The 22,436-nt window shown below is 30.4% G+C and carries 24 protein-coding genes; 3 read left to right on the top strand and 21 right to left on the bottom strand.

Going from position 1 to position 22,436, the window contains the following annotated elements; translation table 11 throughout:
• Positions 1-6 precede the first annotated feature (6 nt).
• From hisIE to ACY3JO_RS06145, 9 genes are read right to left on the bottom strand one after another with little or no spacing between them, the layout of a single operon-like run.
• The gene (gene hisIE / locus ACY3JO_RS06185; protein WP_463084158.1) at positions 7-633 is read right to left on the bottom strand and encodes a bifunctional phosphoribosyl-AMP cyclohydrolase/phosphoribosyl-ATP diphosphatase HisIE; all 627 of its coding nucleotides are present in this window, start codon (positions 631-633) and stop codon (positions 7-9) included.
• Complete coding sequence (gene hisF, locus ACY3JO_RS06180; protein WP_463084157.1) at positions 618-1,373, bottom strand: imidazole glycerol phosphate synthase subunit HisF; 756 nt, start codon at positions 1,371-1,373, stop codon at positions 618-620. The genes hisIE and hisF overlap by 16 nt, the downstream gene beginning before the upstream one ends.
• Positions 1,363-2,091: a 1-(5-phosphoribosyl)-5-[(5-phosphoribosylamino)methylideneamino] imidazole-4-carboxamide isomerase gene (locus ACY3JO_RS06175; RefSeq protein ID WP_463084156.1), complete on the bottom strand. Its 729-nt coding sequence runs from the start codon at positions 2,089-2,091 to the stop codon at positions 1,363-1,365. The genes hisF and ACY3JO_RS06175 overlap by 11 nt, the downstream gene beginning before the upstream one ends.
• Entirely contained in the window at positions 2,088-2,690 is a 603-nt protein-coding gene (gene hisH / locus ACY3JO_RS06170; RefSeq protein WP_463084155.1) for an imidazole glycerol phosphate synthase subunit HisH, read from the bottom strand. Before hisH ends, ACY3JO_RS06175 begins: the two co-directional genes overlap by 4 nt.
• Positions 2,687-3,247: an imidazoleglycerol-phosphate dehydratase HisB gene (gene hisB, locus ACY3JO_RS06165; RefSeq protein WP_463084154.1), complete on the bottom strand. Its 561-nt coding sequence runs from the start codon at positions 3,245-3,247 to the stop codon at positions 2,687-2,689. Before hisB ends, hisH begins: the two co-directional genes overlap by 4 nt.
• Positions 3,244-4,296 carry a histidinol-phosphate transaminase gene (hisC, locus tag ACY3JO_RS06160; protein ID WP_463084153.1) on the bottom strand — a complete coding sequence of 351 codons (1,053 nt, stop codon included), beginning with the start codon at positions 4,294-4,296 and terminating at the stop codon, positions 3,244-3,246. Before hisC ends, hisB begins: the two co-directional genes overlap by 4 nt.
• Positions 4,297-4,300: 4 nt before the next feature.
• Entirely contained in the window at positions 4,301-5,557 is a 1,257-nt protein-coding gene (gene hisD / locus ACY3JO_RS06155; protein ID WP_463084152.1) for a histidinol dehydrogenase, read from the bottom strand.
• The gene (gene hisG / locus ACY3JO_RS06150) at positions 5,544-6,170 is read right to left on the bottom strand and encodes an ATP phosphoribosyltransferase (protein ID WP_463085658.1); all 627 of its coding nucleotides are present in this window, start codon (positions 6,168-6,170) and stop codon (positions 5,544-5,546) included. Before hisG ends, hisD begins: the two co-directional genes overlap by 14 nt.
• On the bottom strand, positions 6,152-7,177 hold the full coding sequence (locus ACY3JO_RS06145) for an ATP phosphoribosyltransferase regulatory subunit (protein WP_463084151.1): 1,026 nt from the start codon (positions 7,175-7,177) through the stop codon (positions 6,152-6,154). The genes hisG and ACY3JO_RS06145 overlap by 19 nt, the downstream gene beginning before the upstream one ends.
• A 92-nt stretch (positions 7,178-7,269) precedes the next feature.
• Here ACY3JO_RS06145 and ACY3JO_RS06140 point away from each other — a divergent pair, with 92 nt between their 5' ends.
• The gene (locus tag ACY3JO_RS06140) at positions 7,270-9,333 is read left to right on the top strand and encodes a phosphodiester glycosidase family protein (protein WP_463084150.1); all 2,064 of its coding nucleotides are present in this window, start codon (positions 7,270-7,272) and stop codon (positions 9,331-9,333) included.
• A gap of 5 nt (positions 9,334-9,338) precedes the next feature.
• Here ACY3JO_RS06140 and ACY3JO_RS06135 read toward each other — a convergent pair whose 3' ends face one another.
• The 3 genes from ACY3JO_RS06135 to ACY3JO_RS06125 are packed head-to-tail and all read right to left on the bottom strand — an operon-like array spanning position 9,339 to position 11,409.
• Positions 9,339-9,887 (bottom strand): CDP-alcohol phosphatidyltransferase family protein, encoded by a 549-nt coding sequence (locus ACY3JO_RS06135; protein WP_463084149.1) that lies wholly within the window; start codon positions 9,885-9,887, stop codon positions 9,339-9,341.
• Positions 9,856-10,818, bottom strand: coding sequence for an ROK family protein (locus tag ACY3JO_RS06130; protein ID WP_463084148.1), 963 nt, complete (start codon positions 10,816-10,818; stop codon positions 9,856-9,858). The genes ACY3JO_RS06135 and ACY3JO_RS06130 overlap by 32 nt, the downstream gene beginning before the upstream one ends.
• A gap of 12 nt (positions 10,819-10,830) precedes the next feature.
• A complete protein-coding gene (locus tag ACY3JO_RS06125) occupies positions 10,831-11,409 on the bottom strand; it encodes a hypothetical protein (protein ID WP_463084147.1) in 579 nt (192 codons plus the stop codon).
• Between the two features lie 163 nt (positions 11,410-11,572).
• On the opposite strand from ACY3JO_RS06125, the gene ACY3JO_RS06120 reads away from it, so the two are divergent.
• A complete protein-coding gene (locus tag ACY3JO_RS06120; protein WP_463084146.1) occupies positions 11,573-11,800 on the top strand; it encodes an FmdB family zinc ribbon protein in 228 nt (75 codons plus the stop codon).
• 12 nt (positions 11,801-11,812) lie between these two features.
• On the opposite strand, the gene ACY3JO_RS06115 is transcribed toward ACY3JO_RS06120, so the two are convergent.
• The 7 genes from ACY3JO_RS06115 to lepA are packed head-to-tail and all read right to left on the bottom strand — an operon-like array spanning position 11,813 to position 19,743.
• On the bottom strand, positions 11,813-12,574 hold the full coding sequence (locus tag ACY3JO_RS06115) for a class I SAM-dependent methyltransferase (protein ID WP_463084145.1): 762 nt from the start codon (positions 12,572-12,574) through the stop codon (positions 11,813-11,815).
• A complete protein-coding gene (mnmG, locus tag ACY3JO_RS06110) occupies positions 12,561-14,420 on the bottom strand; it encodes a tRNA uridine-5-carboxymethylaminomethyl(34) synthesis enzyme MnmG (protein ID WP_463084144.1) in 1,860 nt (619 codons plus the stop codon). Before mnmG ends, ACY3JO_RS06115 begins: the two co-directional genes overlap by 14 nt.
• On the bottom strand, positions 14,407-15,435 hold the full coding sequence (locus tag ACY3JO_RS06105) for a glycosyltransferase family 4 protein (RefSeq protein WP_463084143.1): 1,029 nt from the start codon (positions 15,433-15,435) through the stop codon (positions 14,407-14,409). Before ACY3JO_RS06105 ends, mnmG begins: the two co-directional genes overlap by 14 nt.
• On the bottom strand, positions 15,432-16,028 hold the full coding sequence (locus ACY3JO_RS06100) for an ANTAR domain-containing response regulator (protein WP_463084142.1): 597 nt from the start codon (positions 16,026-16,028) through the stop codon (positions 15,432-15,434). Before ACY3JO_RS06100 ends, ACY3JO_RS06105 begins: the two co-directional genes overlap by 4 nt.
• Before the next feature lie 17 nt (positions 16,029-16,045).
• Positions 16,046-17,170, bottom strand: coding sequence for a radical SAM family heme chaperone HemW (gene hemW, locus ACY3JO_RS06095; protein ID WP_463084141.1), 1,125 nt, complete (start codon positions 17,168-17,170; stop codon positions 16,046-16,048).
• 6 nt (positions 17,171-17,176) lie between these two features.
• Positions 17,177-17,935, bottom strand: coding sequence for a 5'/3'-nucleotidase SurE (gene surE, locus ACY3JO_RS06090; RefSeq protein WP_463084140.1), 759 nt, complete (start codon positions 17,933-17,935; stop codon positions 17,177-17,179).
• Between the two features lie 5 nt (positions 17,936-17,940).
• Positions 17,941-19,743, bottom strand: coding sequence for a translation elongation factor 4 (lepA, locus tag ACY3JO_RS06085; protein WP_463084139.1), 1,803 nt, complete (start codon positions 19,741-19,743; stop codon positions 17,941-17,943).
• Positions 19,744-19,875: 132 nt separating this feature from the next.
• On the opposite strand from lepA, the gene rpsT reads away from it, so the two are divergent.
• Positions 19,876-20,151, top strand: coding sequence for a 30S ribosomal protein S20 (rpsT, locus tag ACY3JO_RS06080; protein ID WP_463084138.1), 276 nt, complete (start codon positions 19,876-19,878; stop codon positions 20,149-20,151).
• On the opposite strand, the gene holA is transcribed toward rpsT, so the two are convergent.
• Both holA and ACY3JO_RS06070 read right to left on the bottom strand, forming a co-directional pair.
• A complete protein-coding gene (holA, locus tag ACY3JO_RS06075) occupies positions 20,141-21,124 on the bottom strand; it encodes a DNA polymerase III subunit delta (protein WP_463084137.1) in 984 nt (327 codons plus the stop codon). The two genes, rpsT and holA, sit on opposite strands and share 11 nt — an antisense overlap.
• Positions 21,105-22,433: a ComEC/Rec2 family competence protein gene (locus ACY3JO_RS06070; protein ID WP_463084136.1), complete on the bottom strand. Its 1,329-nt coding sequence runs from the start codon at positions 22,431-22,433 to the stop codon at positions 21,105-21,107. The genes holA and ACY3JO_RS06070 overlap by 20 nt, the downstream gene beginning before the upstream one ends.
• Positions 22,434-22,436 lie beyond the last annotated feature (3 nt).

Here is a 22,436-nt window from a genome sequence, read left to right as displayed (position 1 = left end):
ACCAACTTAAGCTCTATGCCTTCTAATTAATTCCTCAATGATATCCTTTAACTCTATATCCTCTTCTATAAGAGCTACTATAAGGTGAAATAAAAGATCAGAACTTTCATAGATAAAATCATTTCTATTATTCTTCATCCCTGCTATTATAGTCTCAACTATCTCTTCTCCTAACTTCTGAAGTATTCTGTCTTTTCCTTCCTTAAACAGTTTTGCAGAATAAGACTCTCCTGGAAGTTTTTCCTTTCGATCTTTCAAAAATTTCTCAAGATAAAAGAGAAAACTATCTCCTGAATTTTTTGCTCTATAAAAGCAGGAAAAATTACCTGTATGACAAGCTACTCCTACTTGCTCTACTAATAAAAGAATAGTATCCTTATCACAATCAACTGCTATATCTATAACCTTCTGAAAGTGTCCTGAGGTTTCCCCTTTATGCCAAAGAGCATTTCTACTTCTACTAAAATACCATGCTTCACCTGTCTCAATTGTTTTCTTTAGTGCTTCTTCATTCATGTATGCTAACATCAAAACTTTTCCTGTTTTATAATCCTGTACAACAACTGGTATTAATCCTTTCTCATCATATTTTAAATCTTTAATAAGCTCATCTATATTCATAATCTTATCCATATACCCCTTTCTTTTAAGTATCCTTTTACTTCCCTAATACTATAAGTTCCAAAATGAAAAATGGAAGCAGCAAGTACCGCATCAACTCCAATATAAAGAGCTTTATATAAATCCTCCAAATTACCTGCACCACCTGAAGCAATAATAGGAAGATTACAGTAATTTAAAGCTAACTCTAAAAGCTCCAAATCATATCCTGACTGATGACCATCTGCATCAATACTTGTTAAAAGAATTTCGCCAGCTCCTCTTCTTTCTACTTCCTGTATCCAATCTTTAAAATTTATACCCGTTGGCTCTTTACCCCCTTTAACATAAACTTCCCACTCTCTATTATTTTTTCTCTTTACATCTATAGCTACAACTAAACATTGACTTCCAAATTCTTCTACTATTTTATTTATAAGATCAGGATTTTTGACAGCAGAAGTATTAATAGAAACTTTGTCAGCTCCAGCCTTAAGAAGATTTCTTACATCTTCTATATCTCTTATACCTCCTCCTACTGTCAAAGGAACAAAAAGTTCTTCTGCTACTTCTGAAACTACCTCAATAAAAGTTTTCCTGTTTTCCTCACTGGCTGTTATATCTAATAAAACCAACTCATCCGCACCTTCTCGCTCGTACCGATGAGCAAATTCCTTAGCATCTCCTACAACTCTAATATTTCTAAAGCTTGTTCCTTTAACAACCTGTTTTCCAATAGTATCTAAACACGGAATTATTCTCTTAGCCAGCATTTATAACTTGATTAACCTCCTCCCAATCTAACCTTCCTTCAAGAAGAGCTCTTCCCACAATTATGCCTTTTATTCTCCCTGTTACCTCTGCTAATTCCTTGATCTTTATGACATCTTCTATAGAAGAGATCCCTCCCGCGACCCAAATATCACAATTATTTAAATTCAAAAAATTATTAATATGAGATATATTTATACCTTTCAATGTACCGTCACGCGATATATCAGTAAAGATAACCTCTTTAATATTTAATGTTTCAAATTTTTCTTTAATATCATCCCATTCAATAAAATTTTTCCACCCTTTTATTCCAATCTTTCCCTCTTTCCAATCTAAACTTGGTATAATTTTCTCTGGAAATTCATCGAATATCCTTTTAAGTAAATTTGTGTCTTCCACTAAAATGCTACTCACAATAACTCTCCAAACACCCCAATCTAATGCGCTCTTTATTTTTTCATAACTTCTAAATCCCCCTCCTACCTCAACAGGAATGTCTATTTCCTCTATTATTCTCCTTATAATCTCCTTATTCTCATCATTGTTATCTATAGCAGATTGTAAATCTATAACATGTAGAGCCTTTGCTCCTTTTAAATACCAATATTTTGCAAGTTCAATAGGATTATCAAACTCTAAAACAATCTTTTCCTTTTTACCCATTTCCATTCTAACAGCTTTCATTCCAAAAAGATCAATAGCAGGAATGACAATCATTTTTTACACTCCTTAATAAAATTTTCTAATAGCTTTATTCCATAACTACTACTTTTTTCAGGATGAAATTGGACTCCAAAAATATTTTCTTTTTCTATATAGGATGGAAATTTTATTGAATATTCTGTTAAACCAATTACAATATCTTCCTCAGGATTAACATAATAAGAATGAACAAAATAGAAGAATGATTTATTTGGAATTCCATTTAAAAGTCTACCATGCTTTTCAAATTCTACATTGTTCCATCCAAGATGAGGAATTTTTTTGGCAGGTAACTTTTTTACCTTTCCTTTGAAAACTCCTAATCCTTTTTCCAACTTAGATTCTTCGCTTTCTTCAAATAAAATCTGAAGTCCTAAACAGATACCTAAAAAATATTTATTTTTAAGAATTTCTTTTAATGTCTCATCTCTCGAATCTTTTTTCAGCTCCGATATAGCTTGAGCAAAATTTCCTTGGCCTGGAAATACAACTGCATCTCCTCTAAACCAATCTTCAGGATCTTTACTTACTATAGTCTCTACTCCTATATATTTTAAAGCCTTCAAAATACTAAAAAGATTACCACCTAAATAGTCTATAATTACAACTTTCATAATATCCTTCCCTTTGTAGATCTTAAACTATCTATAGTTTGACTTGCATCTTTAATAGCAAGCCCTAAGCCCTTAAAAATTGCCTCTTCAATATGATGAGTATTTTCTCCTGAAAGAATCCAAATGTGTAGTGTAATACCTGCCTTATTTACAAAAGCTCTTAGAAACTCTTTTACAAGTCCGCCTCTTAGAAGTTCTCCATCATCCATTAAAGAAAAATAAGGCCTTCCACTAATATCTATTACTACCATCACAAGAGCATCATCCATAGGAATAATTCTCTGTGAAAATCTATTAAAATTAGAATCTTTTATTGCAGTAATAAAAGCCTCTCCTAAAACTATTCCTGTATCTTCTATTAAGTGATGAGGATCTACCTCTATATCTCCTTTAGCTATAATATTTACATCCCATTGCGCATAAAAAGAAAGGGAAGTCAAAAGATGTTTAAAATAAGGAATAGGATATTCTCCATCAAAATTTCCTGTTCCATCTAAATTGATATCTATCTTTATATATGTTTCTTTTGTCTCTCTTTCAATGCTGGCTTTTCTCATGAAAGCACCTCACTTAATATTTTTAAGAAAAGATCATTCTCTTCTCTATCTCCTATTGATACCCTTAAACAATTTTCTAAAATTGGTTCTTTACTAAAATCCCTTAAAGAGATACCATTTTCTTCACATCGTTTCAAGATTTCATCCTTCTTATTAGATCTAAAGAGTATAAAATTGGTAACAGAAGGATATACAATTATTCCGTCCATAGTTTTCATCTCTTTATAAACTCTTTCCTTTTCCTTTTTAATTATATCAATCTTATCTTTTAAATACCCCCAATAAGAAAGAAGAATTTCTCCTGCAATCTGAGAAAAAATGTTTAAATTATATGGCAATCTAAAATTGTCTAAATATTCTACTATCCTTGAGTTAGCGATAAGGTATCCTAATCTTATTCCTGCAGAAGAAAAGGCTTTAGAAAAAGTTCTTAAAATTAAAAGATTTGGTAATTGATTAATATAATGAAGAAAAGTTAAACCAGAGAATTCAAAATAAGCTTCATCTATCAATACAAAACCAGAGAAATCAGAGATTTTTTCTAAATCCTTTTCTTTTATAAGAAAATTACCAGTAGGATTATTGGGATTTGTCAAAATTAAAAGTTTTGGACTATTCTTAAAGGTTTCTCTTAGCTTTTCGAGATCTAATGAAAAATCTTTTTCATTAAGATATGTTTTTATAATTCTAACTTTTTTTTGCTGAAGTAATTTTTCATATAAAGGAAAAGTAGGAATAGGAAGAACAACTTTATCCCCTTCCATCAATAGCCCATTAAAAATGATTTGTATAACCTCTCCTGAGCCTGTACCTAAAAGTAAATTCTCAGGACTTACCCCTAAAAATTCTGAAAGCTTATCTTTAAGGTTTTTGGCGCTACCATCTGGATATCTATTCCATGGGGTTTCAGCTAACTTTTTCAAAACTTCTTCCTTAATGTATAATGGTATATCATAAGGATTTTCATTTCTTGAGAGTTTTATAGGAAGATCAGGAATATTTACCTTGTAACCCTTATAATCACTTTTAATAATATCTTTCCAACCCAATTATCTAATCTCCTTTCTTAGAGTAGTTTTTTAGACTCTTTTCATGCATATCAAAACCCTCTTCTCTTGCTATTATACTTCCAAAATATGATAATATTCCTTTATCTTCATCAGCTAATTTTACAAAACTTACTCTTTTTAAAAACATACTAACATTTAAACCTGAAGAAAATCTTGCAGAACCACCTGTAGGAAGAATATGATTTGGTCCTGCTATAAAATCCCCAAAAATAGAAGACTGATTTATAAAAATAGCCCCTGCATTCTTTATGTAAGGTAAAAATCTTTCTCCATTAGGATCCACAATCTCTAAATGTTCTGGAGCTATAGTATTTATAATCTCTATGGCTTTTTCTTCCCTTTCTTCCACTATAATATAAGCATTTTTAATAGATTTTTCTAAGATATCTCTTCTTGATGACTTATTTATTTCTTCCTCTATTTTCTCAACCACAAGATTAAGTCTTTTTTCGTCTAATATTAGCCAGCCACGATCAAAAGGTGAATGTTCTAACTGGGCTAAAAAATCACACACCACTATATTTATATCTATATCTTCTGATTTAAACCATACACAAACCTCACTGGGACCAAATATACCATCTATGCTCACATCTCCAAAAACCTTCTTTTTAGCAATAGCCACATACAAATTTCCAGGTCCAATAATCATATCTACTTTAGGAACAGAATAAGTACCATAAGAAAAAGCAGCTATAGCATGAGCTCCACCTAATAGATACAACTCCTTTATACCAAGTTTATTAAGAGTATAAAGAAGATTTTTATCATCTTTTTTGCTTGGAGGGGTAGTTATATAAATATTCTTTACTCCAGCTATTCTAGCAGGAATAGTACCCATAACAACAGTAGATGGATAGGATGCTTTACCTCCTGGAACATATAATAAAACCTTCTCCATTGGTACTAATAGTTGCCCTAATAAGCTTCCATTTTCAGTATAAAACCAAGAATTTTTATATTCATGGCTGTAAAAATTCTGAACCCTTTTTATCATTATATCTATAGCTTCTGCAAAATCTGATGAAACCTCGACCTTATCAGGCACAGATATTTTTAATCCATTTTTCTTTATATCAAAATTATCAAATTTTAATGAAAACTCATATAAAGCTTCATCACCCTTTTCTTTAACTAATCTTATTATTTCTTCCACATCTTTTTCAATTATATCGATCTCTTTTTCTTTATCTTCTGTTAAAAGAAGAGGATTAAATTCATCACCTTTAATTATTTTCATAAATGTTCTCCACCTCTTTCAAAATACCTGATATTTCCTTTCTTTTCCATACATAACTGGATATATTAGCTATTAAACATGCAGAAGATACAAAAAGAATCTCTTTAACAACAAGCCCATTTTCTTTTAATGTTCGACCTGTTTCTACTAAATCCACAATATAATCTGATATATTTAAAATAGGACCCAATTCAACAGATCCGTTAAGTTTTATTATTTTTATTCTATTCCAACGATTATTGAGATATTTCCTTGTAATATTTACATACTTAGATGCAATTTTCACTTCTTCCAGATTCTTATTATCAGGAAAGCCTGCAAGTACCATTTTACAATATCCAAAAGGAAGTTTAATTAATGATACTACTTTTCTTTCTTGTTCTATTATTATGTCTCTACCTATAATTCCCAAATCAGCAACTCTCTCCTCCACATATAATGGAAGATCCCATGGTTTAGCAAAAAAGATTTCAAACCTTTCTCCTTTGAATTTCAATTTCCTGTTTGAAACATCATTCTCTAATGATGGATCTAAAATCTTTAAGAAATTTAATGCTTGTTCTAACATTCTCCCCGTAGGAAGAGCTATTCTAATTAAAGGTTCTCTATTAATATAATCTCACCATCCTTTTCTAATTCTTTTATATTTAGACCTTCTAATTCCTTAGGTACAAAAACAGCAATATTACCCTTCCTTCTTTCTTCCTCTATCAATTTCTGAATTTTATGAAAATCTTTCTCGGAACAAACATAATATTTTTTATTAATTTTATGGTTATTATCATTTATATTTTTTAACAAATCTTCTTCAACAAAAGCAAAACCTGTACCAAAAATTTTTTCTCCATTTTTATTCGTAGCCACATAACTTCCTCCTCCTCCTAAGGCTTGCTTCATATCCTCCAAATAAACCTCAAATATTAGTCCGTTATAGTATTCAAAAGGTCTAATAAAAGCTGGATTTATTAATATAGATTCTGATGAATATCCTAAGTTTATCAACTCTCTTTTGAAAGAGTTTAATGACTTAAGTTCATCATTTAAATCTTTATCATAAAAGGAATAACTATCTTCAAAAAATAGAAGTTTTTTAATATCATTTAAAACATTTATTGATAAAGAAAGTTTCTCTACATATTCCATTAGAGATACATAATCTTTTATTAGCAAAAGATTTTTTAAACTCTTAATCTCTTCTTCTTTAATATATTTTCTTAAAAAATTCCAAATGTTTGTGTCACTTATCTCAATAATATAATTTTCTATGCCTATTTTTTTAAGTATATTTTTAATGGTTAATAATATCTCTAAATCTCTCCAAAGAGAAGGTGAATATATAAGTTCCCAACCAATTTGAAATTTTTCTTCTAAACTATATCCGTTAAGACTAAAGACAGGTCCCATATAAAAAAGTCTAATAGGGAGGTTTTCCCTTTTTATATTTCTTAGTATTTCAGAGGTCATTTCTGGACGAAGAGATAACAATTTACCATTTTTTTCAAAAAATAAGAGATTTTCATTTCCCCATAAATTTTCTGAAACTATAGGGATTCTAATCTCTGTATATCCCCAAAGTTCTAATTCTTTTCTAATTATATTTTCTATGTTTATACTCTTCATTTATTTATCACTTTAAATTATTAAAGTAGTAAAGATTATATTAAAAAATATATTTTTTGTCAAGAGAAAGCCCATAAGATATAATATCAAATATGAATAAGGCAGTTAAATTTATACAATTACTAATTTTCATCCTACTTTTAGTATCCTACATATTAGGAGCAGAAAGCTTCTATATAGCTCCTTCTATAGAGTATAAAAAGGTTACATCAGATAGTTTAGTATATCACATCACTTCAATAAATCAATTTGATCCTTTATTAGACATAGAAACAGTGGTAACAAACACAAAACTTTCAGATATACTAAAAGAAAAGAGCTATGATATTATTATAAACGCAAACTTCTTTGATCCTAATAGTAAAGAGCCTGTTGGACTTGTAGTTAAGAATTATGAACTGTTACATTTACCTATAAAAAGGGGAGTCTTTGGAATAACTTCAGACAATAAAGCTATTATAGATATTTTCAATATCAACATAAAACTAAAAATTGACAATACAATAATACCAATTAATAATTTAAACTCTCCTCGTGGGGTAGACCAAATCACAATTTTCACTAAATTTTTTGGAAAAGAGACCAAAATATTAGATAATGCAGTAGCAGGAGTTGATATAGAAGTAAGTTTAGATAATAGAATTCCTTCCTTAGGTACAACCTCAGGCAAAATTACTAACATATATTATGGGGTAAAAAAATCTATTATTAAAGATAATTCTTGTATTATATCTTTAGGGGGTACTGCCTTAAAATATCTTCCTTTCTTTAGTTTAGATAAAAAAATAGACATAATAGTTGAAAGTAATCCTCCTATAATGTTAAAAGAAGCAGTATGTGGAGGGCCTATTCTTATAAAAAATGGTGAAATCGTATTTGACAAAACAGGAGAAATTCCTTTTACCTCAAATATCATCAACTCAAGACATCCTCGTACTGTTGCAGGAATAACAGATGATAAAATTTTCTTTATAGTGATAGAAGGGAGAAATAATAATTCCTTAGGTCTTTCTATTCCAGAAACATGTGAACTTGTAAAAAATATGGGTATTAGAGACGCCATTAATCTTGATGGGGGAGGATCAAGTCAAAAAATAATTTGGGGAAATTTAATCAACCAAGTATCAGAAAGAAATGTTCCAGTAGGAATAGGAGTTAAAAATAACTATCCTTATAAAAATCCTACATATCTAAGCTTTAAAGAAAAGGACGATATCTATATAAGAAAAGGAGAAAAATTAAAATTGGAGCTATTACTTCAAGATGAAAATTATCATCCCTATTCTATTACATATACAATGTTAACATGGACCATAGCCAATAATAATATAAACTTTAATCCCTCAAAATTAGAGATAGAAGGAAGGGAATTAGGAGAATCAAGTTTAACAATTTATTTATCCAATTTGGAAGCTTCTAAAAAAATATATGTATGGGACTATGTAGCATTAAAAATAGAGATTGATAAAGATAAAGTATACTTGGGTGATAGTGTTTTCCCTAAAATATATTCTATAGATAATTTTCAAAGGGAAAAGATTCTCTCATTAGACGGATTAAAATTTGACCCTAATTATTTTAGGAGAAATGGAAAGGGATTAACTGCGATTAACACAGGAATTACAACCTTATCGTATACATTTGATAATCTTTCCGTGACTTATACAATAGAAATTATACCAAATATAATAGAAGATTTTGAGGAAGACAAGAAATGGAATATAAGGGGAAAAAATTATAATCCCGATAGTACATTTTATAAACTTACATCAGATGCATACACAGGAAAAAGTTCTTTTATGTTAGTCTATGATTCAAAAGAAGAGAATTCTTTTATCTATGTTGATTTAAATATATCAATTCCTCCTGATAAAACTTCCCTCTCTATTGCACTAAAAGGGCAAGGAAATGGTTGGATTAGGTTATTATTTTATGATGAAGATGGAACCCCATGGGTAATGGATCTAACAACAACACTACAATATAACTTTAATAAATGGACAACTATTAATAAAGATCTCACAGAAATAAGACCTTTAATATCTATAAATAAATATACTCCAAAAATTCCTCTTAGATTAGCTAGCATCTATTTGGTTGGATTAAACAATAAAATCTCTGGAAACCTTCTCATTGATAGCTTAAATTTTAAATAAAAAAATTATTTTCTCAAAACTTTTAAGTAATAGTTTAAATAATCTAAGCCTGCAAATATGGAAAAGAAAAGTCCAACAGCAAAAACCGATATAGATAAGGGTAGTTGAAGTAATGCCATTAATACAGATATAGAGGTTAACACCATTGCAATCTTTCCATATATTCTTGAAGATATTATCTTTATACCTTTTAATAAAAACCACAAACCCACCAAAAGCATCAATAACTCTTTTAATACAAATATGATAACCAGTATTGGCGGAAAAGTTCTTTTGAATGCAAAAAATATAAGAGTTACTCCTACAATTAACTTATCAGCTATTGGATCTATTATTTTTCCCAACTCAGAATCTTGATTCAATTTTCTTGCCAAATATCCATCCAATATATCACTGACAGCAGCAAGTCCATAAAGAACTGCTGCTGTCATGTAACGATTAGAAACTAAAAAATAAAAATAAAAGGGTACAATAATAAATCTTATAAAGGTCAATAAATTAGGAATAGTAAACATGTTAATCTCACCTATATAACACCAATAAAGCTGCTCCAATGCCTCCTGCATCTTCACCTAACTCTGCCCATGCAAAGGATATCTTATCCCTTAAGCTTGGTAAAACTCTTTTATAAAACTCATCTCTCATAGGCTTTCCAATATAATCTCTTACATTAGCAACACCACCGCCTACAACTATTTTCTCAGGATCAATTATATGAACATAATTCGCCAATGCTATACCAAGATAATATCCTGCTCTATTGAAAATGTCTATAGCTAATTTATCTCCTTTTTCTGCGGCTTGGTATATTACCCTTACAGTTACTTTATCTACATCTCCATTTACTAAATTCCATATAAGACTATCCTTATTATCTAGAAGAATAGATTTTGCATATCTTTCTATACCACTTCCTGAGGCAATTGCTTCAATACATCCTTTATTTCCACAACCACAAATAGGCCCATCGGGAATTACCGTAGTATGCCCAAATTCACCAGCCATTCCATGTGCTCCAATCCATAATTTACCATTTAACACTATTCCAGAACCAATCCCTGTGCCAATCGCGACAGATATCATTGATTTAGTCCCTCTTCCTGCCCCCACAAGCCATTCTGCCCAAGCCACTAAATTTACATCATTTTCCAAAAATACAGGCACCTTAAAATCATTCTCTAGCCCTTCTCCTAAAGGTACCTCTCTTTTCCATTCTTCACCTAAATTAGGAGCATATAAGGTTGTTTTCTTTTCTCTATCCATAATACCTGGAAAACCTATACCTATACCCTCTATATCATTAATTTTAATATTTGCTTCAACAAGTACTTTATTTATCATGTTCTTAATCTTTTGAATTACATAGTCTCTTCCCTTTTCAGACTCAGTAGGTTGTTTATCTCTTGAGATTACCTCACCCTTTTCATTAACCAGAAGTACATTTATTTTAGTACCACCTAAGTCAACACCTATAGCTTTTCGCATCTTCAACCTCCTTTATCTTACTAATATAAATTCAAAATTTATTTTCCTCATTGTTGTTTCAAAAAGAACATCAGGAATGATAAATCTTGCGGGGAATTTACAATAAGGTAGATGAAAAGCTATCAAACCACTTACTCTTGAACCTGCAAAAATTCTCCCATCCTTAAACTTTAAAAGTTCATAACTTTTTATAATTTCTTCCAAAGATTTTTCTTTATCAGAAGAACTTATACTGAAAGAAAAAGTAGGAGGTTGATTTGTCCCAAATGAAACTTCAAAAGATACTTTTGGAGTTGTGGAGGGTTGATAATATATCTCTCTTATTGGTGAAAATTGTTTTCCGTTTTGATCTATAATCACAGATTTTCCCAGTGGATAACCCCAAATATTTTCTGAAGAGTTATTCACTATTTCTAGATTTATAACCAAAATATCCTCTGAAAGATTATACCATCTTGAATCCCTAATAATATCAACGCGTACTTCTACTCCCTCTTTGGATGTAATTTGAGGGGATATATTTACGGGTTTTATACAACCGCTAATCATTAATATAGTAAATATTAAAAAACAAAAAATAACCTTCTTCATAATTAAGTCACTCCTTTAAACTTAAACTAAATTAAAAAGTTTCACACTAATACATTTTACATTAAAATAAGACTTCTTGACAATAAATATCTTAAGATTTAAAAATATGAAATAGTGAACCTTAAAAAGAAAGTTTAATAATTATACTAAGGAGGTGAAAGTAATGCCTATCTATGAATATGAATGCGAAAGGTGTCATGAAAGATATGAGATTATGGCAAACCTTGGAGAAGAACCACCAAAAACTTGCATAAAATGTGGTGGCAACTTAAGAAAAATCTTCTCGCCTGTAGGAATTGTCTTTAAAGGATCAGGATTTTATACTACAGATTATAAGAAAAAATCTTCTAATTCTAATGAAAAATCTATTGATAGTAAGGGGGAAGAATAATTTCTCCCCCTTTTATTTTTTACTTGCCAATATTATTAATCTTCTTGATCCAATATGAAATTTACGACCTTCATAATCTCCTATAAGCCTATCTACATGAAATCCGCTCTCTTTAAAAAGATGTATAATCTCTGAAGGAGAATAAAGATATATTCTTCTTACAAATTCCTTTCTAATATTGTTTTTCAAATCAATAACTATTCTATTTGATATATAAAATCCCGTATCTGGCTCAAAAAAATGTTCTGTAAGTAAAACATAATCCTCCCCAAAAAGATCCCAAGAGTATGGAATAAAATACTTAAGAAGGGCGTCTCTATTTTCAATATCTATAAGAAATTTACCATCTTTTTTTAACACTTGATATACCATATTAAGAGTCTCTTTATCTTCCTCATATGTGGAGAGCCCAAAACTGGTATAAAGAGAAAATACGATATCAAATTTATAGTCAAGCTTATCAATATCTTTGTATTCCATCACATAAAATTCCACATTAAAAACTTTTTCTTTTTTAGCATTTTCTTTTGCTATCTCAATAAGTTCAGATGAACGATCTATTCCAATTGTTCTGTATCCCCTTTTGCCAAGTTCCAAAGTATGTCTTCCAAATCCGCAACCAAGATCTAATATTAAAGATCCCCTTTTTAAGCTTAGTACAGATTCTAAAAAATCTACTTCCCTTTTTGTACGCTCTGGAGTTAGATGTTTAGCAAGATATTGATAATAATCTCTACCAAAATATTGATCTCTCCAGTCTTTACCTTCTTGCATATTTCTGCCTTAAATAATACAAAAGTATGGCAAGATCACCAGCATTTACCCCTGTAATTCTCTGAGCTTGTCCAAAAGTAGTTGGTCTTACCTTTTCAAGCTTTTCTTTTCCTTCTCGAGAAAGATGCGGTATTTCGTCATAATTTATATCAGGAGGAATTACTAAATCTTCATATTCCTGAAATTCTTTAACTTTTTGGAGTTCCTTTTGTATATATCCTTCATATTTAATATCTGTTTCTATTATGCTTCTCCACTTTTTTGGTAAATCTCCAGAAAGACCTATTTTTTCCAAATCATCATAGGTTATTTCAGGTCTTTTCAATATCTGGATAAGAGAAATCGACTGTTCTATAGGATTAGTACCCTTTTCTATTAATAAGTTATTAATTTCATTAGGATTTACTGATGTTTTTTCAAGTCTCTTTCTTTCAAGCTTTAACTTTTCCATTTTTTCTTGAAACATTTTCCACATATCTTCATCTATTAGACCTAACTTGTAAGCCTTGGGAGTAAGTCTTTGATCTGCATTATCAGGTCTTAAGAGTAATCTATATTCTGCTCTTGATGTTAAAATTCTATATGGCTCATCCACACCCTTTATTACAAGATCATCTATAAGTACCCCTATATATCCTTCGTCTCTTCTTACAATAAGTGGCTCCCTTCCTAATAGACTTAACGCAGCATTAGCTCCTGCAATTAATCCTTGTGCGGCAGCTTCTTCATAGCCAGTAGTACCATTTATTTGACCCGCCAAATATAAACCTTTTATTTTCTTGGTTTCAAGAGTAGTCTTTAACTGTTGAGGATATACAAAATCATAAGCTATAGCATATCCAGGCCTTATAAGTTCAACCCCCTCTAAGCCTGGAATACTTCTTAAAATTTGGATTTGAATTTCCTCTGGCAAACTTGTATATATTCCTTGTACATAAATCTCTACCGAGTTTCTTCCTTCTGGTTCAAGAAAAACTTGGTGAGTTTCATGATGAGGAAACCACACATATTTTTCCTCTATAGATGGACAATATCTCGGTCCTTTTTTTACCATCCCCCCAATTCGAGAGGCTGTTAGATGAATATTATTAAGTACTATTTCTTTCGTCTTTTGTGTGGTTCTAGTTAAATATGATAAAACTTGCTCTCTTGGTTCTGGCTCTTCCCAGAAAGAAAAAGAGTGAAGTTCTTCATCTCCTGGTTGAGGTATGGTCTTACTAAAATCAATAGTTCTTTTATCTACTCGAGGAGTAGTGCCTGTATTAAATCTTCCTACTTCTAAGCCTAATCTCCTAAGAGCATCAGAAAGACCTATAGATGGAAATTCCCCCATTCTTCCTGCTGGCTTAGACCAGGTACTTACATGGATAACACCATTCATAAAAGTACCAGGGGTAATAACAACTCTTTCAGCATAAAACTCTTTTTTAGTTGATAAAACTACACCTTTTACCTCATCATTTTCTACAATTAGATCTATAACTTCTCCTTGATAGACATCTAAATTTTTCTGCTTTTCAAGAAATTCTCTCATCTTTATAGGATAAAGCCATTTATCTACCTGTGCCCTAAGAGCTCTTACTGCTGGGCCCTTAGAAGTATTTAGCCATTTTACTTGAATCATGCTTCTATTTGTTATTCTTCCTATGGCACCACCCAAAGCATCTATTTCCAGTATTAGATGACCCTTCCCAGGACCACCCATAGCTGGATTGCAAGGAAGCCATCCCAAGGTATCATAATTCATAGTAATCAAAAGAGTTTTAACACCAAGACGAGAGGCTGCATAAGCAGCCTCACATCCTGCATGACCACCACCTACTACAATGACATCATACTTTTCCATTGCCATTTCTCCTTATCTCTAAAACTCCTAACTTTTTTAGTATAAATAATATTAAAAATAAAGTGCCAAAAACAAGAAGAGCTGATATATAAGGATCCTGAATTAAAGAAATTAGTATTGCCACTAAAGACATACAAATGGTAAATAAATAAATAAAAGCAATACTTTGCTCTGTTGTCATACCAATCTTCAAAAACCTATGATGTATATGATCCTTATCAAACTTCCAAGGTGCCCTACCTTCAATTAGTCTTCTTACAATAGAAAAAGCTGTGTCAAGAACTGGAAATCCCATAACAAGAATTGGAATAAACAAATTAATGATAGTACTTATTTTTAAGACTCCCACTATAGATATAGCTCCTAATATAAAACCTAAAAACATTGCCCCTGAATCTCCCATAATAATAGAAGCAGGTGGAAAATTGAAAAATAAGAATCCTAATACACCTCCCAAAATACTTGCCAATAAAAATGCCATCTCTAATCTTCCCAAAAGTAAAGAAATAATGAGTAAAGAGAAAGAAGATATTGCTGATACACCTCCAGCAAGACCATCAAGACCATCTATAAAATTCATGGCATTTGCAATGCCTAAAAGCCATATAAATGATATTAAATGAGCCCAAAAACCTTTTATTATTATTCCTGTATAAGGAATTCTCCACAAATCTACTCTAACTCCCAATATAACTGCCAAAAGTATAGCTATAAATGTAAGAGAAAATTTAGGTGCTGGTTTTAATTCCACAAAATCATCTAATAATCCTACTAAAAATACTAATGATCCCCCCATTAATATCCTCTCTACAATAAGAGACCTATTAAAAAGAATGTTTACTATTAAAACTCCTAAAAAAAATGAAACACCACCAATTCTTGGAATAGGTTTAGTATGAACTTTTCTATCTGTAGGAATATCTATTCCACCTATTATAAAGGCTTTCCTTCTTATCCAAGGTGTAACTATTAAAGAAATAATTAAAGATAAAGAAAAAGATATTAATATGTTCATTTTTCCTTCTTGTCTTTTAATTCGTAGGCTAATATAATAGCTTGAGCTATTTCTTTCATAGGTTTTCTTTTGTCCATACTTGCTTTCTGAATTAATCTAAAAGCTTCATGCTCTTTTAAACCTTCTCTATCCATAAGCAATCCTTTTGCTCTATCTACAAGCTTTCTTGTCTCGAGAGCATCTTTTAGGTCTTCTACTTCCTTTCTTAAAAGTTGAAATTCTTTAAATCTTGCAATAGCTATTTCAATAGCTGGAAAAAGATCAGATTCTTTAAAAGGCTTTACAATATAAGATATAACTCCAACTTCTTTTGCTTTTTCTACTAATTCTTTATCTGAATAGGCAGTAAGAAAAATTACGGGAGCAATTTCCTCTTGAGTTAATATCTTAGCTGCCTCAATACCATCTAAATTAGGCATTCTAATATCCATAATTATCACATCTGGCTTCAATTTTCTTGCAAGTTCTATAGCCAGCTGACCGTCTGAAGCTTCTCCTACCACCTCATAACCCTGTCCTTCTAAAATCTCTTTTATATCCATTCTAACTATAGGTTCATCTTCTGCTATTAATACTCTTATAGGCTTTTTCATATGTATCAGCAACCTCCTCAAAGGATATCTTTAAATATTTCATTTGCAAGTAATATTCCCTTTTTAGTCAAACATATTCTATCTTTTTTTCTCTTTATAAGACCTTCCTTCAAAAAAAGAGAGAGATTTGGAATATAATCTGATATTTTTTTTTCAAATCTTTCAAAAAACTCCTTTTCAGAAACTCCTTCCATAAGCCTTAGCTTTACAAAAAGATAATCCTTAGGATAAGTTTCATCATTTAAAATTTCTATATTTTCAATTGGCAATTCACCATTATTTATTTTCTCATAGTATACAAAAAGATTTTTGTAATTTCCATACCTTATGTGATTAGTAAAAGAATAAGCTGATACACCATATCCATGATAGTCTTCTTGATTCCAATACTTCAAATTATGTCTACATTTTAGATTAATGTTTCGTGCAAAATTAGAGATCTCATAATGGATAAAACCTACCTCTTCTAATAGATTCATCGCATACGCATACATATTAGCTTCTTCATCATTATCAGGTAAAGTAAATTCTCCCTTTATATATCTTTCATAAAATAATGTACCTTCCTCTATTGTAAGATTATATATAGAGATATGTTCGGGACTTAGGGAAAGGGTAAAATCCAAGGACTTATAAAAGTTATTAGAGTTCTGAAAAGGTATAGAGTAAATAAGATCAAAATTTACGTTATCAAAACCATATTCTCTCAATAAAAAAAATGTTTTTAACGTATCTGAAACAGTATGAATCCTTCCTAAAATGAATAATTCCTCATCTATGAATGATTGAGCTCCTATACTTATTCTATTAATTCCTATATTCTTCCAAAAACTTAATTTCTCCTTGTCTATAGTACCAGGATTGACTTCTATTGTTATCTCTGCATCTTTTCCTATCTTATAATTTTTATCAATACTTTCAAAAATCGAATTCAATACCTTTAAAGACATTAAAGACGGCGTTCCACCACCGAAATATATCGTATCTACAATCTCTCCTTTAGCCTTAAGTTGTATCTCTTTAGTAATATATTCCATGTATCTTTCTTCTTCCTCAATAGAATAAACAAAAGAGGTAAAATCACAATAAGGACACTTTTTCACACAAAAAGGATAATGAATATATACTCCTATAGTTTTCATAAATATTTATTCAGTTATAAGCTTTTTAATTATTTCTATTAATGGAAAATAAGTCATGTTAGAGTGAAGAGGAGTGATAGAGATCATCCCATGATTAATTGCCCAGATATCAGAACCTTCTTCTGCTTGCTTTTCTATTTCGCCATGAAGCCAATAATACTCTTTATTTCTGGGGTCATATCTTTTTTCCACTCTATTCTTATAATGAAACTTACCCTGGTAAGTTACAAAAACATTTGAAATATCAGCTTTAGGTGGTACATTTATATTCAAAAAAATTTCCTTAGGTAATATCCTTAAAAATAAGTGTATATATTTTATTAAGAACTCTACAGCCTTTTCATAATCTTCCTCCTCTCCTTCATGAGATACAGAAATGGAAATAGCAGGTATACCATTAAGAGATGCTTCCCTTGCCCCAGAAACTGTGCCAGAATAAATAATATCAGTTCCTAAGTTATATCCCTTATTTATCCCAGATATAACAACAGAAGGGAAGTTAGGAAGTAAAGCATAAAGCCCCAAAAGAATACAATCTGCAGGATTGCCATTAGTAGTCCAACACTTAATATTTGGAATTTTCGATTTTACCTCATTAACTCTTAAAGGCTTATGAAGAGTAATAGCATGACTTCCTCCACTTCTCTCTCTTTCAGGTACAATAATATAAACATCTCCTATATCTTTTAGTCTTTCGCTCATAATCTCTAAAGCAGGTGTATTTATTCCATCATCATTTGTTATAAGTATTCTTAATCTTTCCATAATTCCTAATCCCTCTTTAATACAGTCCAAAAAGCTTCTTGAGGTATTTCCACATGACCTATTTTCTTCATTCTCTTCTTACCTTCCTTTTGCTTTTCTAAAAGTTTCTTTTTTCTTGTTACATCACCACCGTAACATTTTTGAAGAACATTTTTTCTTAAAGGCTTTATCTCTTCACGAGCTATAACCTTACTCCCAATACCTACTTGTATTACTACCTCAAAAAGTTGACGTGGTATAACTTCTCTCAACTTCTGTGCCAATTTTCTTGCTTCTTCATAAGCCTTTTCTTTATGTACAATAAGAGAAATTGCATCTACAGGTTTTCCGTTGATATATACATCTAATTTTACTAAATCACTATTTTTATATCCAATTAGCTCATAACTTAATGATCCATACCCACGGGTAACAGATTTTAATACATTGAAAAAGTCAGTTATAATCTCAGAGAGAGGGATCTCAGCAGTAATTAACACACGATTAGTAGTAAGATATTCCATACCCTTAAATTCTCCTCTTCTTCTATCAATCAATTCCATAATCGACCCAAGATATTCGTTAGGTGTTACAATGCTTGCTATTACAAATGGTTCTCTAAACTCAGAGATTTCATATGGAGGAGGTAAATCCAAAGGATTCTGAATATTTTTTTTCTCTCCTTTTTTCGTAATTACCTCATAAGCTACAGAAGGTACAGTAGTAATTATATTTAAATCAAACTCTCTTTCTAATCTTTCCTGTATAATTTCCAAATGTAAAAGTCCCAAAAAACCACATCTAAAACCAAAACCAAGAGCAGGCGAACTTTCAGGTTCATAATATAAAGAAGCATCATTTAGACTTAGTTTTTGTAAGGCATCCCTTAATTTCTCATAATCTTCATTCTCAATTGGATAGACACCACAAAAAACCATAGGTTGTAATTTTCTATAACCAGGCAAAGGTAAATTTGCTGGATTATCAGTTTTTGTAATTGTATCTCCTACTCTGGCTTCCGAAATATTCTTTATATTAGCAATAATATATCCAACTTCTCCTGAAAGAAGACTTTCCACCTTTACCATATCAGGAGTAAATACTCCTACTTCTTGTACCTCATATTCCACGTTATTAGACATAAATTTTATTTTATCACCTACCTTTACCATTCCGCTAAAGACTCTTACATAGACTACAACACCTCTATATGGATCATATTTAGCATCAAAAATTAATGATTTTAAGGGATCATTAATATCTCCCTTTGGATATGGTATATATTTAACAATACCTTCCAATAATTCCTCAATTCCCCAGCCTTCCTTAGCACTTACAAAAAAAGTTTCTCCTATATAATCACTCCCAAGGAGTTCCTTAATTTCTTCAGCTACCTTTTGAGGTTCTGTATTTGGAAGATCTATCTTATTTATAACAGGAATTATGGTCAGATTATTCTCAAGAGCAAGAAGAAGATTGTTTATCGTTTGTGCTTCTATTCCTTGAGAGGCATCTACAACTAGAATTGCACCTTCACAAGCCGCCAAACTCCTTGATACTTCATAAGTAAAGTCCACATGACCAGGTGTGTCAATTAAGTTGAATTCATAGTTTTCTCCATCCATTGCCTTATAAAAAAACCTTACTGCTTGAGCTTTTACCGTGATTCCCCTTTCTCTCTCAATTTCCAGAGTATCTAACAATTGATCTCTCATCTTTCTCTTATCTATAGCTCCTGTAAACTCTAAAAGTCTGTCCGCTAATGTAGATTTACCATGATCTACATGTGCAATAATGCTAAAATTTCTTATTTTAGTTATATCTCGCATAACTCCTCCTCCCAATCTTTGCCATATTTTTGATTATATAACATTTTGTAAAATCTTTTGAACTATTTTAATTTTATGGTATAATTCACACTGTTAAATCAAAAATTTTTATAAAGGAGAGGGAAAAGGAATATGGCAAATACAAAATCTGCAATTAAAAGAATAAAGATAAGTGAAAGAAACAGAATTAGAAATCGTGTAAGACTTGGAAAAATTAAATTTTATACAAAACAGTTTCTTAATCTCCTCAAAGAAAATAAAATAGAAGAAGCTAAAAAAATCCTTCCAGAAGTAATAAGTGCAATAGACAAAGCAGCACAAAAAGGAACTCTTCATAAAAATACTGCAGCAAGAAAGAAATCAAAACTCATGAAGCTTCTTAACGAAAAACTTGCCGTCAAATCTTAGCCCCAATTTTTAGTAGTACTTTTTCCAAAAGTACTCTTGGATCTTTAGTTGTAGTCTTAAACTCTAAATCAGTCTGCCGCAGAAGAAGATATATCTCAAAAATTTCTGCGGCAGAGTATTTTGTTAATGCATCTAAAAGCTTTTTCACTACAAAGGGATGTAAACCAAGTTTTTCCCTAATCTCTTCACTTGAATACCCATCTTTAAATAATGCATTTGCTCTTAGAAGTTGTCTTATTTGTCTAATAAGGATTTCCAATATAACTTGAGGATACGTTCCTTCATTAAATAGAGTATCAATTCCAGACAAAGCAAGATAGAAATCTCTCCTCAAAATAGCATCTAAAAAAGTATAAAAGGCTATCTCCACAGGAGAGAGTACTCTCTTTAAAACATCAATTGTAATATCCTTTTTATCTATAGCAAAAATACACACTTTATCAATCTCTTGAATGAGTAATCCTATATTTTCAGAATAATAAGACGATAGAAAATATATGCTTTCATCATCAATATTTTTACCCTTCTCTTGAAATTTTTCTTTTATCCATTTTCTCAAGGCATCAGCCCTAAATTTAGTAAACTCTACAACTCCTTCTGGGGGTATCATTTTTGAAAAAGAAATCTTTTTGGGTTTTTCTTCTTCAGCATTAGCCATAAAAACTAGACAAGTATTAGTCATTCTTCTAAATAAAATCTCCAATTTTTTTGGAATATTTTGATCTTTAAGGTCTTGGACGTGCCTAACTACAATAAATTGATTCCCTAAAAGCGGAGGTGATTCTAAATATGGGAGAAGGTCATTCCAATTTATTTCATCTCCAAAAAAGGCCACATAGTTAAATTCTTTAAATCTCACTTTCTTAAGTTCCAATAAAGCTTCTTCCATTAAAAATTTTTCCTCTCCTATAAAAAGATAAACAGGAGAAAACTTCTTTTCTTTTAATGAATGCCTAAACTCCCAGTAATTCATAATCCTCTCTCTTCCTCATGATTATTGGTAAAAAGATAAGAAATAAGGAAATTACAAGACTAATTTTATAATGAGAAAGTATGAATTGCAAACCATTTAGCAGAATATCAATCAAAATAGATAATAGTTTTACAAAAATACTATTAATTGGATAAATATTAATGGAAAATAATAAAAAACTAAGAATTAAAATAGTATAGGCTATGGGAATTGAAAAAATATTTGAGAGAATTGAGATGAAAGAAATTTTTTTAAAATAGTAAAGATAAAGAGGAGATAAAAATATCATTAACCAAAAAGAGCTTTCCCAAATTTCCTGAAAAAATTTAGGTAAAAACTTAGGAAATTGAGGCTTACACAGAAGACCTAACATGGAAAGATAAGAAAGTTGAAAGCTTAAATTAAAAAGCTTTAACGGAAATATTATAAGATTAATCAATGCAACCCAGAAAACTGCATTCAAAGTATCTTCTTCACGTCTAAAAAGAAAAGCTAAAAGTAGAAAGATATATTCCCCTATAACTCTCCATATAGGCGGATTATCTCCAATAATATAACCATAAAAAATAAGTATAGGAAGAAAAATAATTCTGCTTAATACTTTCCTAAAAGGTAACAAGTTAATAAAAATTCCTATTAACAAAGAAACATGTAAACCTGAAATTGCTAAAAAATGAGAAGTACCAGTTTCAGAAAATATCTCTTTTATATTTTTATTTAGTCCTAATTTTTCTCCAATTGTAATAGCCTTTATAAATTCTTTTTTATCATTACTAAAAAAACTCAAAATGTGATCAACATATTTTTTAAATCTTAACCTTAAAATCTTAAATCTATTTAGGTATCTATGTTCGACTAATTGTATCTCCTTAACTTTTACTTTATATATAATACTTTCACTCCAAATATTATTATTTTCTAATGGATAATATTCTACTCCTTTAAAAAGGAGCACATCTCCTACTTCATACTTGACACTTTTACCAACAGACATAATAAACTCTTCCTTACTAATATTTGCTTTTATAACATATTGTATATAATTTGGAGAAAATCTCACATCTTTTACCTCTCCATAAATCTCATGATATTTTTTATGGAAAAGTTCATATTGAGGTAATGCTACCCTATATAACAAAAATCCAAGAAAGAAAAAAGACAAAGATAAGAAAATAAGTAAAAATCTTCTCCTTAAAAAGATGAAGGATGCAAGAATAAAAAAGGGTACTCCAAAACTAAAATGATATTTGGATATAATAATTCCTATAACATAACTTATTAAAAAAATAAATGAATAAGGTATTCCCAAAGG

The sequence above is a fragment of the Dictyoglomus sp. LHC4 genome (assembly GCF_055181355.1).
The sequence above is the reverse complement of the archived record's forward strand: the minus strand, read 5'-3'. Positions and strand labels throughout refer to the sequence as shown.

Bases quoted from the DNA above. Each gene is read 5' to 3' on its own strand.
- ACY3JO_RS06175 (WP_463084156.1), bottom strand. From the start codon at position 2,091: ATGATTGTCATTCCTGCTATTGATCTTTTTGGAATGAAAGCTGTTAGA.
- ACY3JO_RS06120 (WP_463084146.1), top strand. From the start codon at position 11,573: ATGCCTATCTATGAATATGAATGCGAAAGGTGTCATGAAAGATATGAG.
- hemW (WP_463084141.1), bottom strand. From the start codon at position 17,170: ATGAAAACTATAGGAGTATATATTCATTATCCTTTTTGTGTGAAAAAG.
- ACY3JO_RS06125 (WP_463084147.1), bottom strand. From the start codon at position 11,409: ATGAAGAAGGTTATTTTTTGTTTTTTAATATTTACTATATTAATGATT.
- ACY3JO_RS06140 (WP_463084150.1), top strand. From the start codon at position 7,270: ATGAATAAGGCAGTTAAATTTATACAATTACTAATTTTCATCCTACTT.
- ACY3JO_RS06115 (WP_463084145.1), bottom strand. From the start codon at position 12,574: ATGCAAGAAGGTAAAGACTGGAGAGATCAATATTTTGGTAGAGATTAT.
- ACY3JO_RS06100 (WP_463084142.1), bottom strand. From the start codon at position 16,028: ATGAAAAAGCCTATAAGAGTATTAATAGCAGAAGATGAACCTATAGTT.
- holA (WP_463084137.1), bottom strand. From the start codon at position 21,124: ATGAATTACTGGGAGTTTAGGCATTCATTAAAAGAAAAGAAGTTTTCT.
- rpsT (WP_463084138.1), top strand. From the start codon at position 19,876: ATGGCAAATACAAAATCTGCAATTAAAAGAATAAAGATAAGTGAAAGA.
- ACY3JO_RS06145 (WP_463084151.1), bottom strand. From the start codon at position 7,177: ATGAAGAGTATAAACATAGAAAATATAATTAGAAAAGAATTAGAACTT.
- lepA (WP_463084139.1), bottom strand. From the start codon at position 19,743: ATGCGAGATATAACTAAAATAAGAAATTTTAGCATTATTGCACATGTA.
- surE (WP_463084140.1), bottom strand. From the start codon at position 17,935: ATGGAAAGATTAAGAATACTTATAACAAATGATGATGGAATAAATACA.
- hisB (WP_463084154.1), bottom strand. From the start codon at position 3,247: ATGAGAAAAGCCAGCATTGAAAGAGAGACAAAAGAAACATATATAAAG.
- hisF (WP_463084157.1), bottom strand. From the start codon at position 1,373: ATGCTGGCTAAGAGAATAATTCCGTGTTTAGATACTATTGGAAAACAG.
- hisD (WP_463084152.1), bottom strand. From the start codon at position 5,557: ATGAAAATAATTAAAGGTGATGAATTTAATCCTCTTCTTTTAACAGAA.
- ACY3JO_RS06130 (WP_463084148.1), bottom strand. From the start codon at position 10,818: ATGCGAAAAGCTATAGGTGTTGACTTAGGTGGTACTAAAATAAATGTA.
- mnmG (WP_463084144.1), bottom strand. From the start codon at position 14,420: ATGGAAAAGTATGATGTCATTGTAGTAGGTGGTGGTCATGCAGGATGT.
- hisIE (WP_463084158.1), bottom strand. From the start codon at position 633: ATGGATAAGATTATGAATATAGATGAGCTTATTAAAGATTTAAAATAT.
- ACY3JO_RS06105 (WP_463084143.1), bottom strand. From the start codon at position 15,435: ATGAACATATTAATATCTTTTTCTTTATCTTTAATTATTTCTTTAATA.
- hisH (WP_463084155.1), bottom strand. From the start codon at position 2,690: ATGAAAGTTGTAATTATAGACTATTTAGGTGGTAATCTTTTTAGTATT.